11 protein-coding genes and 1 pseudogene are annotated in these 13,364 nt (G+C 70.4%); 7 read left to right on the top strand and 5 right to left on the bottom strand.

The features are described 5' to 3' along the window. Positions 1-96, bottom strand: a pseudogene (locus ACWEK3_RS26980) (glyoxalase); the annotation flags it as partial. 123 nt (positions 97-219) lie between these two features. After that, on the bottom strand, positions 220-999 hold the full coding sequence (gene lexA, locus ACWEK3_RS26975) for a transcriptional repressor LexA (protein WP_453250771.1): 780 nt from the start codon (positions 997-999) through the stop codon (positions 220-222). 564 nt (positions 1,000-1,563) lie between these two features. On the opposite strand from lexA, the gene nrdR reads away from it, so the two are divergent. Further along, positions 1,564-2,118 (top strand): transcriptional regulator NrdR, encoded by a 555-nt coding sequence (gene nrdR, locus ACWEK3_RS26970; protein ID WP_376555772.1) that lies wholly within the window; start codon positions 1,564-1,566, stop codon positions 2,116-2,118. A gap of 159 nt (positions 2,119-2,277) precedes the next feature. Next, a complete protein-coding gene (locus ACWEK3_RS26965) occupies positions 2,278-5,172 on the top strand; it encodes a vitamin B12-dependent ribonucleotide reductase (RefSeq protein ID WP_450539925.1) in 2,895 nt (964 codons plus the stop codon). A 63-nt stretch (positions 5,173-5,235) separates the two neighbouring features. On the opposite strand, the gene ACWEK3_RS26960 is transcribed toward ACWEK3_RS26965, so the two are convergent. Beyond that, complete coding sequence (locus ACWEK3_RS26960; RefSeq protein ID WP_384433362.1) at positions 5,236-5,769, bottom strand: TerD family protein; 534 nt, start codon at positions 5,767-5,769, stop codon at positions 5,236-5,238. A 155-nt stretch (positions 5,770-5,924) separates the two neighbouring features. Here ACWEK3_RS26960 and ACWEK3_RS26955 point away from each other — a divergent pair, with 155 nt between their 5' ends. The 5 genes from ACWEK3_RS26955 (at position 5,925) to ACWEK3_RS26935 (ending at position 10,058) form a co-directional block, all read left to right on the top strand. Continuing rightward, entirely contained in the window at positions 5,925-6,530 is a 606-nt protein-coding gene (locus tag ACWEK3_RS26955; protein WP_450539922.1) for a YdbC family protein, read from the top strand. A 115-nt stretch (positions 6,531-6,645) separates the two neighbouring features. Continuing rightward, entirely contained in the window at positions 6,646-7,314 is a 669-nt protein-coding gene (locus ACWEK3_RS26950) for a histidine phosphatase family protein (RefSeq protein ID WP_450539921.1), read from the top strand. Between the two features lie 3 nt (positions 7,315-7,317). Next, the gene (locus ACWEK3_RS26945) at positions 7,318-8,226 is read left to right on the top strand and encodes an ADP-ribosylglycohydrolase family protein (protein ID WP_450539919.1); all 909 of its coding nucleotides are present in this window, start codon (positions 7,318-7,320) and stop codon (positions 8,224-8,226) included. A gap of 432 nt (positions 8,227-8,658) precedes the next feature. Then, positions 8,659-9,360 carry a ribonuclease HII gene (locus ACWEK3_RS26940; RefSeq protein WP_361415241.1) on the top strand — a complete coding sequence of 234 codons (702 nt, stop codon included), beginning with the start codon at positions 8,659-8,661 and terminating at the stop codon, positions 9,358-9,360. A gap of 68 nt (positions 9,361-9,428) precedes the next feature. Continuing rightward, entirely contained in the window at positions 9,429-10,058 is a 630-nt protein-coding gene (locus ACWEK3_RS26935; RefSeq protein ID WP_450539917.1) for a hypothetical protein, read from the top strand. Between the two features lie 205 nt (positions 10,059-10,263). Here the strand turns inward: ACWEK3_RS26935 and ACWEK3_RS26930 are convergent, their stop codons facing one another. Next, positions 10,264-10,878, bottom strand: a complete 615-nt coding sequence (locus ACWEK3_RS26930) for a hypothetical protein (RefSeq protein WP_390727330.1) — start codon at positions 10,876-10,878, stop codon at positions 10,264-10,266. A 261-nt stretch (positions 10,879-11,139) separates the two neighbouring features. Then, on the bottom strand, positions 11,140-13,305 hold the full coding sequence (locus ACWEK3_RS26925; protein WP_453250770.1) for a RecQ family ATP-dependent DNA helicase: 2,166 nt from the start codon (positions 13,303-13,305) through the stop codon (positions 11,140-11,142). Positions 13,306-13,364: the final 59 nt, after the last annotated feature.

The raw sequence follows: 13,364 nt of genomic DNA, 5'->3' as shown, positions 1-13,364 counted from the left end.
GGCCCCGGCCTGGAACCAGCAGCCGCCGCGCGCGGCCAGAGCCGGCGGCTTGGGGACCTCCGTCATGCCGAGGACACCGGCGTAGTACGCCCGCACCGAAAGCGCCGTGACCCGGGCCGTTCAGCACGGGGGCGAGGCGCAGCACGGAGCCCCGGAACCGGCGCAGGGGTCCCGGGGCCCGATCAAGGGGCAGGTGGGCGAGCCCACCCGGCGCGGTTCTCACACGCGCCGCAGCACCGCCACCACCTTGCCGAGGATGGTCGCGTCGTCGCCCGGGATCGGCTCGTACGCCGCGTTGTGCGGGAGGAGCCAGACGTGCCCGTCCTCGCGCTTGAAGCGCTTGACGGTGGCCTCGCCGTCGATCATTGCGGCCACGATGTCGCCGTTCTCGGCGACCTGCTGGCGGCGGACGGTGACCCAGTCGCCGTCGCAGATCGCGGCCTCGATCATCGAGTCACCGACGACCTTGAGGACGAACAGCTCTCCGTCACCGACCAGTTGCCGGGGGAGGGGGAAGACGTCCTCGACCGACTCCTCGGCGAGGATGGGGCCACCGGCCGCGATCCGGCCGACCAGAGGGACGTAGGAGGCGGCAGGCTTGCCCACCGTGTCCGTCGGCTGCAACGCGGAGGCCTGGTCCGAGCCGCGGACCTCGTAAGCGCGCGGACGGTGCGGATCACGTCGCAGGAAACCCTTGCGCTCGAGCGCCATCAGCTGGTGTGCGACCGAGGAGGTGCTGGAGAGGCCGACCGCCTGCCCGATCTCCCGCATGGACGGCGGGTAGCCGCGCCGCTGCACGGAGTCCCTGATGACCTCGATCACCCGGCGCTGACGGTCGGTGAGGCCCGAGCTGTCGGCCCGGATGCCCGGAGGTCGGCCCGGCAGGGAGCGCTTGTGCCCCTCGGGATTCGTGGCTTCGTTCATCGCATGCACCGGCTCGAGTCGGCCCTGGGAGCGGTCCTGGGCAGTGATGGTGGCACTGTCTGCGGTGGTGGTCACGTCGGCCCCTCTCGATGGTCTCCCTCCGGCACAACGGTAGTTGCTTTCGAAAGGTTGCGCCAAACACACGTTCGAGTGAAAAAACGCCGACAGCCGGACTTGTTTGCGTTTCTGGGTGTATAGGCAACGCGGTGCCCGGCTGGCAAAAGGGTTCATTGTTGTACTCTTCACCGCCGGGACGGCGACCTCGTGGGTTGCCGCCCCAGTCTGCCATCCGGTGTCCCGTCAGCCGGGTGCCGCCTCCCGTCTGCCCGGGAGTGCCACGCGTCCTCCGTGCGGCGCTCACGGTATCTCCGTAAGCTCCCCGGCGGGCGCGGGCGCCGCCGGTGTGTCGCCCGTGGCGGCTTCGGCGCACGCCGCGCGGCCATATCCGCGCGACACGCGCGCATCGCCTGCCCGTATGGAGTCAATCCCCACATGTAGTGGTTGGATAGCTATAGCGGCCCACAGATTGTGTTCCCCCCGGTCTTCGGGCCGCCGTTCATCGCCTATGCTTGTGGCTGCTTCGCGGGGCCCGTGGGTCTGGTGAGGCCATTGAGTCTGCTGTGAGGAGGGTTGGGGTCCATGCACTGCCCCTTCTGCAGGCACCCCGACAGCCGCGTGGTCGACAGTCGTACGACGGACGACGGCACGTCCATCCGCAGGCGCCGCCAGTGCCCTGACTGCTCCCGTCGGTTCACGACAGTGGAGACGTGCTCGCTCATGGTGGTCAAGCGGTCCGGAGTCACCGAGTCCTTCAGCCGGATCAAGGTCATCAACGGCGTGCGCAAGGCATGCCAGGGGCGGCCCGTGACCGAGGACGCGCTCGCCCAGCTGGGCCAGCGGGTCGAGGAGGCGGTGCGCGCCAGCGGGAGCGCCGAGGTGGCCGCTCATGACGTGGGGCTCGCCATACTCGGCCCGCTGAAGGAGCTCGACCTCGTCGCCTATCTGCGGTTCGCGTCCGTCTACCGGGCGTTCGACTCGCTGGAGGACTTCGAGTCCGCCATCGCGGAACTCAGGGAAGGAACGGGACACCCCGCCGCGCAGGACGGCGACGGCGCTTGTGAGGGGTGCCAGGAAGACGGCCGCGGGCGCGGCGGGACGGCTGAGGTCCCCCTGCCCGCAGGCACCGCCGACTGAGCAGCGGGCCGGTCCGGACGGCATGTCCGGACCCGGCTCAGCGGCGGTGAGGAAGACCTGTCGCGGGCGGCAGCGAGGGTGCCCGCGGCACCAGACAGAACACCGTGCTCCGGAACATAGGGGCACTTCAGGGCGTTTACGCCCGTACAGGGAGGCGGCATGACAGAGACGGCGAGCGGTCCGGCACGAGGTTCCCGAGCCAAGGGCGCCAAGGCCAGCAAGGGGCTGCGTATCGAGCGCATCCACACCACCCCCGGCGTGCACCCTTACGACGAGGTGGCCTGGGAGCGCCGTGACGTCGTCATGACCAACTGGCGCGACGGCTCGGTGAACTTCGAGCAGCGTGGCGTCGAGTTCCCCGACTTCTGGTCGGTGAACGCGGTCAACATCGTCACCAGCAAGTACTTCCGCGGTGCCGTAGGCACCCCGCAGCGCGAGACCAGCCTCAAGCAGCTGATCGACCGCATCGTGAAGACATACCGGAAGGCCGGCGAGGACAACAAGTACTTCGCCTCGCCCGCCGACGCCGAGATCTTCGAGCACGAGCTGGCCTACGCCCTCCTGCACCAGATCTTCAGCTTCAACAGCCCCGTCTGGTTCAACGTCGGCACCAAGCAGCCCCAGCAGGTCTCCGCCTGCTTCATCCTGTCCGTCGACGACTCCATGGAGTCGATCCTCGACTGGTACAAGGAAGAGGGCATGATCTTCAAGGGTGGCTCGGGCGCCGGCCTGAACCTCTCCCGCATCCGCTCCTCCAAGGAGCTGCTCTCCTCCGGCGGCAACGCCTCCGGGCCCGTCTCCTTCATGCGCGGTGCCGACGCCTCCGCCGGCACCATCAAGTCCGGCGGCGCCACCCGCCGTGCGGCCAAGATGGTCATCCTCGACGTCGACCACCCCGACATCGAGGACTTCATCCAGACCAAGGTCAAGGAGGAGGAGAAGATCCGCGCCCTGCGCGACGCGGGCTTCGACATGGACCTCGGTGGCGATGACATCACCTCCGTCCAGTACCAGAACGCCAACAACTCGGTCCGTGTGAACGACACGTTCATGAAGGCGGTCGAGCAGGGCGGGACGTTCGGCCTGCGCGCGCGGATGACCGGCGAGGTCATCGAGCAGGTCGACGCCAAGGACCTGTTCCGGAAGATGGCCGAGGCCGCCTGGGCCTGCGCCGACCCGGGCATCCAGTACGACGACACGATCAACCACTGGCACACCTGCCCGGAGTCCGGCCGTATCAACGGCTCGAACCCCTGCAGCGAGTACATGCACCTGGACAACACGTCCTGCAACCTCGCCTCGCTGAACCTGATGAAGTTCCTCAAGGACGACGGCAAGGGCAACCAGTCCTTCCAGGTCGAGCGCTTCGCCCAGGTCGTCGAGCTGGTCATCACGGCGATGGACATCTCCATCTGCTTCGCGGACTTCCCGACTCAGAAGATCGGCGAGAACACGCGCGCGTTCCGCCAGCTCGGCATCGGCTACGCCAACCTCGGCGCGCTGCTGATGGCGACGGGCCACGCCTACGACTCCGACGGCGGTCGTGCCCTCGCCGGTGCCATCACCTCCCTGATGACCGGTACCGCCTACAAGCGCTCGGCCGAGCTCGCCGCGGTCGTCGGCCCGTACGACGGCTACGCCCGCAACGCCCAGCCGCACCTGCGGGTGATGAAGCAGCACGCCGACGCCAACACCACGGCCGTCCGCATGGACGACCTGGACACGCCGGTCTGGGCCGCCGCCACGGAGGCCTGGCAGGACGTGCTGCGGCTCGGCGAGAAGAACGGCTTCCGCAACTCCCAGGCGTCCGTCCTCGCGCCCACCGGCACCATCGGCCTGGCCATGTCCTGCGACACCACGGGCGTCGAGCCCGACCTCGCGCTGGTCAAGTTCAAGAAGCTGGTCGGCGGCGGCTCGATGCAGATCGTCAACGGCACCGTCCCGCAGGCCCTGCGCCGCCTGGGCTACCAGGAGGAGCAGATCGAGGCGGTCGTCGCCCACATCGCCGAGAACGGCAACGTGATCGACGCCCCCGGCCTCAAGCACGAGCACTACGAGGTGTTCGACTGCGCCATGGGCGAGCGCGCCATCTCCCCGATGGGCCACGTCCGCATGATGGCCGCGATCCAGCCGTGGATCTCCGGCGCCATCTCCAAGACGGTCAACATGCCGGAGTCGGCGACCGTCGAAGAGGTCGAGGAGATCTACTTCGAGGCGTGGAAGCTGGGCGTCAAGGCGCTCGCCATCTACCGCGACAACTGCAAGGTCGGCCAGCCGCTCTCCGCCAAGAAGAAGGAGGACGAGAAGGCCGAGATCACCGAGAAGGCCGAGGGCACGATCCGCAGCGCGGTCGAGAAGGTCGTCGAGTACCGCCCGGTCCGCAAGCGCCTCCCCAAGGGCCGGCCCGGCATCACCACCTCCTTCACGGTCGGCGGCGCCGAGGGCTACATGACCGCCAATTCCTACCCGGACGACGGTCTCGGCGAGGTCTTCCTGAAGATGTCCAAGCAGGGCTCGACTCTCGCGGGAATGATGGACGCCTTCTCGATCGCCGTGTCGGTGGGCCTTCAGTACGGTGTACCGCTGGAGACGTACGTCTCGAAGTTCACCAACATGCGCTTCGAGCCGGCCGGTATGACCGACGACCCGGACGTGCGGATGGCGCAGTCGATCGTCGACTACATCTTCCGCCGCCTGGCGCTGGACTTCCTGCCCTTCGAGACGCGCTCCGCGCTCGGCATCCACTCCGCCGAGGAGCGTCAGCGCCACCTCGAGACCGGCTCCTACGAGCCGACGGACGACGAGCTCGACGTCGAGGGCCTGGCTCAGTCGGCGCCCCGGCAGACCGACCTGAAGGCGGTCGCCACGCCGAAGGCCGAGGTCGAGGCGGCCAAGCCCGCCCCCAAGCAGGCGCACACCAGCGCCGAGCTGGTGGAGATGCAGCTGGGCATCCAGGCCGACGCCCCGCTGTGCTTCTCCTGCGGTACGAAGATGCAGCGGGCCGGCTCCTGCTACATCTGCGAGGGCTGCGGCTCGACCAGCGGTTGCAGCTGATCTGACGGTAACGCCGTGAAGTAAGGGGCGTCGGCCACGGGCCGCGCCCCTTACGCGTTGTGGCTACGACGGGTGCGCTCGGCCCATGGCGCGGGTGAAGGTCTCCGGGTCGTCCTCGAAGCCGAGGACGCCGGGGTGGAACTCCCAGGTGCCCGACTCGTTCCGCGCGAACTCCGCGACAGTGGCCGCCGTCGCTCCGAGCACACCGCCGAAGTCGTCCTCGGCGAGGACGGTGTACCCCTCACGGACGCGCATACCCGGACCGAGCACGCCGGCGAAGGTGCGGTGCGCCGGACGCTGCTGGATGACGACGCCGACCACCACGCGCGCGTACCCGTCGCCGAGCCGGTCGAGTTCGAGCATCATGACCTCGTCCCACCCGAAGCCCTGGCCGTCCCTGCTGTCCCGGTTGAGATAGATGGTTCCGTCGGGGGAACGGCTGTTGAAATGCACCACATAGGCCGGATCACCATGCGGGTCGCCGGCCCTGTAGGCCGCGGCGACCAGATCCAGATCAGTGGGTGGCTGCCCCGCGGGACTGGGATCCCACTTGACCGCGACCTCGACCTTGCCGATCCCCTTGCTGAGTCCGCTCATCTGACTCCCCCTTGCCCGACCTGTGCGCCCCTCTGCCTCAACTTCCGTTCCATGGGCGCTTGTTGTCCATCGTGCCACGCGCGCGGGGGCGCTTGCGCGGGCGCTGTCCCCACAGGAGTGACCAACGCCACGTCGCAGGGCCTTACGATGGCGCGGTGCTGGTCAAGTGGATTCGCTGCACCGTGGTGGACCGCCCGGGCTTCGAGCGGGGGCAGCGGAAGTGGGCGGGGCTTCTGGGGGAGCCGGGGTTTCGGGGACAGGGGGGCGGGTGGAGCCGGGGACGGCCGGGTGTCGCGCACCTCTTCGCCTTCTGGGAGAGCCGTGCCTTCTACGACTCCTTCATGGCCCGCTCCCACGACCGGCTGGCGGCGGCACAGGCCGGCACCTTCAAGGACGCCCAGGTCCGCCTGTTCGACTACCGGTTCGACGTGAAGACGGGCTTCGAACCCCGCTTCGCGGACGCGGACCTGCTGCGGGTCGCCCTCTGCCGGGTCCACGAGGAGCGCACCGAGCACTTCACGCTGATGCAGGAGAAGGTCTGGAACCCGGCGATGGCCGGCTCGCCCGGCATGGTGCGCGGCCTGTTCGGTGAGGCTCCCGGCAACGAGTTCCTCGTGCTGTCCATGTGGCAGTCCTCCGCCGAGCACGGCAAGTACCGTACGGAGCGCGTGGAGCGCCTGGCGCTGCGCGCCCAGACGGAGGCCGACGTAGCGTCGCTCACGGGCGACATCGTGGAACTCGAGAGCGCCTGGACGGTTTGACGGCGGACGGTCGCCCACAGGCTTGTGTGGCGCGGGCCGCACGATTTGTGTGATCTGCGCCGTACCGGGCCCGCTGGAGTCCTCGATCGGCGCCGACCCGATCTACTGTTCTGGCATGGCACGACCACGGCGCATCATCCTTGTCCGGCACGGCGAGTCAACGGGCAACGTCGATGACACCGTGTACGAGCGCGAACCCGACCACGCGCTGGCGCTCACCGAGCGGGGCCGGCGACAGGCCGAGGTGACCGGCAAGGAACTGCGGGACCTGTTCGGACGCGAACGCGTGAGCGTCTACGTCTCCCCCTACCGGCGTACCCACGAGACCCTCCACTCCTTCCAGCTGGACCCCGATCTCATACGCGTGCGCGAAGAGCCGCGACTGCGCGAGCAGGACTGGGGGAACTGGCAGGAGTGCGACGACGTGCGCCTCCAGAAGACCTACCGGGACACCTACGGGCACTTCTTCTACCGCTTCGCCCAGGGCGAGTCCGGAGCCGACGTCTACGACCGGGTCGGCGGCTTCCTGGAGAGCCTCTTCCGCAGCTTCGAGGACCCCGGCCACCCGCCCAACGTCCTCCTGGTGACCCACGGCCTCGCCATGCGGCTCTTCTGCATGCGCTGGTTCCACTGGACCGTCGCCGAGTTCGAGAGCCTTTCGAACCCGGGGAACGCCGAGATGCGGATGCTCGTTCTCGGGGACGACGGCAGGTACACGCTCGATCGTCCGTTCGAGCAGTGGCGTGAGCCGGGATCATACGGGATCACTGGATGGAGCGGCTGAGCGATGACCCCTGACTCTTCTCCGGGCGTGCGCCTGGAGCGCGCCCTGGCCAGCATGCGCGGGCTCGCGGTGGGGGACGCGCTGGGCTCGCAGTTCTTCGCTCCGGTGAACTACCCGCTGCTCAGGCGCCGCGAGCTGCCGTCCGGCCCGTGGCAGTGGACGGATGACACCGAGATGGCCTGCTCCGTCGTCACCGTCCTGGCCGCCCATCATCGTGTCGACCAGGACGCCCTGGCCGAGTCCTTCGCCCGGCGCCACGCACCGGAGCGCGGGTACGGCGCGGGGACGGCCGGTCTGCTGCGGCGGATCAGTGAGGGCGGCGACTGGCGCACGCTGGCGCCCGCGCTGTTCAAGGGGCACGGATCGTGGGGGAGCGGCGCCGCGATGCGCACGGCGCCCCTGGGTGCCTGGTACGCGGACGACCCGGAGCAGGCCACCCACCAGGCCGAGATCTCCGCCTACCCCACCCACCAGCATCGTGAGGCCGTCGTGGGTGCCATGGCCGTGGCAGCGGCCGCCGCGCTGGCCGCCGCACCCGGCGGACCGCCGAGCGCGGAGGCACTGCTCGGTGGCGTCATCGACCTCGTACCGGCCAGGAGCGCCGTCGGTGCCGGCCTGCGGCGTGCCCGCGACATGCTCGACTACGGCGATGTGGCCACCGTCGCCGCGGTCCTCGGCAGCGGACGGCGCACGACGGCGCACGACACGGTGCCCTTCGCGCTCTGGTCCGCCGCCAGGTGTCTTGCCGACTTCGAGGACGCGTTCTGGACGACCGCCCGGGCCGGCGGCGACGTGGACACCACCTGCGCCATCGTGGGCGGCGTGCTCGCCTCGGGGAAGACCGGGGCGCCGCCCGCCGAGTGGGTGCGGCGCACGGAGGCGCTGCCCGACTGGGTCCCGATGTCCGTGTGACCTCCGGCTTGCGGGTCGTTGTCGGCGCAGGGGGCGAGCGCTTGGAGCGTCCCGGCTTCGAGCTTCGCGCATCGATTCACGAATGCGACCCGACGTGGGCGGAGTGGTTCCAAACGCGACCTCCGACGGGGCGGTCGAGTCGACGATCAGGCTTCTTCTGGACGTCGTAATCCCGGGAATGCAGGTGGGTGAAGCGAGGTCCGACGCGGCGAACAGCCTTGTGCGCGAAGTCGTCCGGACTGCGATGACGCACCCGCACCGGGATGTGCATGAGCGAACGAAGGGGCCGTGATCGCGAAGGGGTGACCGGTCGGTCGATGGTTCCGCCGCCGCCCCCGACCAACCCCTGGCAATCCGGGTGCGGGACGTCGCGGTTCTCCAGGGAAACCGGGGTGTCGCAGCGGGATCCGGGCAGCGTACGCTAAGGGCGCCATGCCGTACGAACCACCCACTCACACCGTCGAGCGCTCTCTCAGGGCCACGACCGGAGCGAAGGTCATTGCCGGTGTCGACGAGGTGGGGCGCGGCGCTTGGGCCGGCCCCGTCACCGTCTGCGCGGCGGTCACCGGACTGCGCCGGCCGCCCGTCGGGCTCACCGACTCGAAACTGCTGACCGTCAAGCGACGCACCGAACTCGCGGCGGTACTGCAGACGTGGGTGACCGCGTACGCCCTCGGAAGCTCCTCTCCGGAGGAGATCGACAACCTGGGGATGACGGCGGCACTGCGGCTCGCGGCCGTGCGCGCCCTGGAGGGACTGCCCATCCCCCCGGACGCGGTCATCCTCGACGGGAAGCACGACTACCTCGGCGCCCCCTGGAGGGTCCGTACGGTCATCAAGGGCGACCAGTCGTGCGTGGCCGTCGCGGCCGCTTCGGTGATCGCCAAGGTCCACCGCGACAAAATGATGGCCGAACTGGGTATCGAGCATGCAGACTTCGGCTTTGCGGCCAATGCCGGATATCCGTCGCCCGTGCACAAGGCCGCGCTGGAGGAGCGGGGACCCACCCCGTACCACCGGTTGTCGTGGGCGTATCTTGATGCGCTGCCCCGGTGGCGGCACCTCAAGAAGGTCCGTGTCTGGGCAGACGGAGGCGTTCCGGAGGTCGAAGGTCAGCTCGGCTTCGACTTCTGATCGTTCCGCTCGGCCCGATGTGCCACCCGCCCACGCGAGCCGCACCAACGTTTGATAAATATCAGCCCATGCCTCTCATTCCCGAGGAGCCTCAGATTCACGAGAGTGCCCAGGGTCCCCGCGCCACGCCGTCCGCCGGCCGCACCGCGCCGACCCCCCGCCCCGTTCCCGGCCCCCGTCCCGCGGCTCCGCCGCGCCCCGGTCGTCCAGGTCCCGCACGGCCCGCGCCGCCGGCGCAGCGCACGTCGCGGGAATCGGTCCCGGCCAAGCCCGCACCGGCGCGGCCGACCGCCCCCGCCGCCTCGGCGACCCCTCAGATCCAACTCGTTCCGGCTTCCGCCGACGGCGCGCTCGACGCCGCCGAGGAAGCGGTCGACCTGCTCCTGGAGTCGGGCCGTACCCCCGGCGACGTGCTGGTGATCACCACCGGTGGGTCGCATCCGTGGGCCGCGCACGAACTGTCCTTCGGTGAGGCGTCCTACTGGGCGCAGCACGACGCGCGCGACGACGTGTTCTACGCGGACGCCGCCGTGGCCTCGCGTGCCACGTCCCGCCCCGTGGTCGTGGTCGCGGTCAACGGCGGCCCCGAGGCCGCTGGTGCCACGGCTCTGTCCCTGGCGCACGCCAAGGCCGACGCGCTGCTGGTCGTCTGCGGTGACCCGCAGCAGATCAACTCGGTGCTGGGCGCGGCTGTCTGAGCCGCGTCCGGCCCGTCCGGCGGTCCTGGGCCCGTACGGCCTCGAGTCCGTGCGACCTTGAGTCCGTCCGACGGTCCTGCGCTCGTCCGGGGGCCGAAGAAAGGTGACGTCGTGCCTGCGGCGCCGTAAGACCGGCGGCGGGGCCTTCGGCGTGCGCACCCCGGTCGGCCGTCCGGCATGAGCGGACGACGGGGAGTGCCGTCCGTCAGCGGGCCGCCGCGCGGCGCAGCACCTCGGAGGCGGCGCCGCCGGTGCGCGGAAGCGGGGACGGAGCCTCGGCGGTGCCGAAGGGCTCGGGTGCCGAGTACGCGTGCGGCCGCCGGCCCCCTCGGCCCTCGCCGAGGACCTGCCAGCCGTCCCGGGTCAGCGTGATATACGCCCCGCAGCGCAGCCCGTGCAGCGTGCAGGCGTCACGCAGTCCCCACATCCACGCCCCGTCCTCCTCGGTCCAACGCGTGTCCCCGTCACGGCAGTAGAGCAGTACGGCGGTGCGCACCGGGGTACGGCGCCGCAGGTCGTGCGGGATGACCTGGCGCAGTTGGGCCAGCAGCGCGTTGCGGAACATCCAGCCGTCGGCGGGCGCCGAGCGGCGGGCGAAGGAGGCGCTCGCCCGCAGCCGCTCGTCCAGGTCCAGGACCGCGACCACGGCGGTGGCGGGCCTGGGGTGGTGCCGGGCGTGCAGTCCGCTGACGACCTCACGCGGATTGCGCAGCAGAGGGATGCCCGCGGCCGCCCACTCCGAGGGTTCGAGCACACGGTGGACGGAGGTGGCGGACGTCGACAACGATGCCGCCGAGGACGGAGCGAATCCGAAGGTCACGTTCCTCCCTTCGGCTACGCGCCCACACAGCGGGCGGGATCGGATTCGGGGGAGCGCACACCGCAGGAGAGCCCTACCGGCCAACGGCTGAGCCGTGCGGGGAGCGGACTTCAATTCTTCCTGTCGAACTGGGATGCGGCAACGAGCAATTGAGGGCACCGGCCGTTATCGGGCGACCCACGGCGTATATCCCTACCCGGCGCTCGTCCCGCGACTCCTGGGACCGCCCGCGTCGTGCGCGTGGGCCGCAGACGTGTGCCATCAGCCCTGCACCGCCAGGACCAGTGGCATCACCGCCTGCGTGCCGGACCTTCTGAGCAGGCGGGCGGCGATCGCGAGGGTCCAGCCGGTCTCGGTGAAGTCGTCCACGAGCAGCACGGGGCCGGGATTGTCGGCCAGGGCGGAGGCCAGGGCGGGCGGTACGGTCAGCGCCCCGTCCAGGGCCTTCAGACGCTGGGCGCTGTTGCTCCGCGGCACCCGCCGTGCGTCCGGCGTGTACTCCACGCCACCCAGCAGCGGCAGGCGGCCGACCTCCGAGATGTACGCGCCCAGGGAGTGGATCAGCCGGGGCCGGGTGCGAGAGGGCATGGTGACGACGCCGACCGGGCGCGGCCGCGCCTCCGCCGCGCCCGGGGCCCAGCCGCCGGGTCCTTTCGCCCAGTCGGCCAGTACGCCCACCACCGCGCGCGCCACGTCCTCCGGCAGGGAAGCGTCGGGTGTCTGGGACGCGAGCATCGGCCGCAGCCGGTTGCCCCAGCCGATGTCCGAGAGGCGTCCCAGACCTCGCCCCTCAGCGGCCTGTTCACCTGCCGGGATGCGTCCCCTGAGATCGACGCCGACCGCCTGCAGGCCCGTCGGCCACATACGTCGGGGCTGCACCTCCACACCGGCCCGGCCGAGGTCCACGCGCGCGGCGTCCAGCGCCGCGGTGGAGGTGTCCGCGGTGAAACGGGCGCCCGCGCAGTTGTCGCAGCGACCGCAGGGCCTGGCGCTGTTGTCGTCGAGCCGGCGCTGCAGGAACTCCATACGGCAGCCCGTCTCCGCCGCGTAGTCGCGCATCGCCTGCTGCTCGGCCTCCCGCTGCCGCGCGACCCACTCGTATCGTTGCGCGTCGTACGTCCACGGTTGGCCGGTCGCGGTCCAGCCGCCCTTGACCCGCTTGACCGCTCCGTCCACGTCCAGCACTTTGAGCATCGCCTCGAGCCGGGAACGGCGCAGCTCGACCAGGGGCTCCAGAGCGGGCAGCGACAGCGGCCCCTCAGCGCGGGCGAGCACGTCGAGGGTGCGGCGCACCAGTTCCTCGGAAGGGAAGGCGAGCGACGCGAAGTACTCCCAGATCGCCTCGTCCTCCTTCCCGGGAAGCAGGAGCACTTCGGCGTGCTCCACGCCACGGCCCGCACGGCCCACCTGCTGGTAGTAGGCGATGGGGGAGGACGGCGACCCCAGGTGCACGACGAAGCCGAGGTCGGGCTTGTCGAAGCCCATGCCCAGCGCCGAGGTGGCGACCAGGGCCTTGACCTTGTTCGCGAGCAGGTCCTCCTCGGCCTGCTGCCGGTCGGCGTTCTCCGTCTTGCCCGTGTAGGACGCGACCGTGTGGCCGCGCTGCCGCAGGAAGGCGGTGACCTCCTCGGCCGCGGCGACCGTGAGCGTGTAGACGATTCCGGAGCCCGGCAGCTCTCCTATGTGGTCGGCGAGCCAGGCCATCCGGTGCGCGGCGTCCGGCAGCCGCAGCACGTTCAGGCTGAGGCTCTCCCGGTCCAGCGGACCACGCAGCACCAGGGTGTCGAAGGCGTCGCCTGTCCCCAGCTGTTCCGCGACGTCCGCGATCACGCGCGCGTTGGCGGTGGCGGTGGTGGCGAGGACGGGGACACCGGGCGGGAGCTCGGTGAGCATGGTGCGCAGCCGCCGGTAGTCCGGGCGGAAGTCGTGGCCCCAGTCGGAGATGCAGTGCGCCTCGTCCACCACGAGCAGTCCTGTCGCCGCGGCGAGCTTGGGCAGGACCTGGTCGCGGAAGTCCGGGTTGTTGAGCCGCTCGGGGCTGACCAGCAGGACGTCGACCGCCCCTTCGGCGATCTCGCCCTGAACGGTGTCCCATTCCTCGGTGTTCGCCGAGTTGATCGTCCGGGCGTGGATGCCGGCACGGGCCGCGGCCTCGACCTGGTTGCGCATGAGGGCGAGCAGCGGGGAGACGATCACGGTGGGGCCGCTTCGGCGGGCCCGGAGCAGGGAGGTGGCCACGAAATAGACCGCGGACTTGCCCCAGCCGGTGCGCTGCACGACCAGGGCCCGGCGACGGTCCGCGACCAGGGCCTCGATCGCCTTCCACTGGTCCTCGCGCAGTCGGGCCGTGCCCGTGCCGTCGCCGACCAGACGGGCGAGGACCGCGTCGGCCGCCTTCCTGAGGTCCGCGTTGCTCGTGTGCTCCATGCGTCCCATACAACAGGACGGCACTGACAACCGGGAAAGACCTGAGGTGGGCGGGCATC

It is taken from the genome of Streptomyces sp. NPDC004721 (assembly GCF_053601495.1).
The sequence above is the reverse complement of the archived record's forward strand: the minus strand, read 5'-3'. Positions and strand labels throughout refer to the sequence as shown.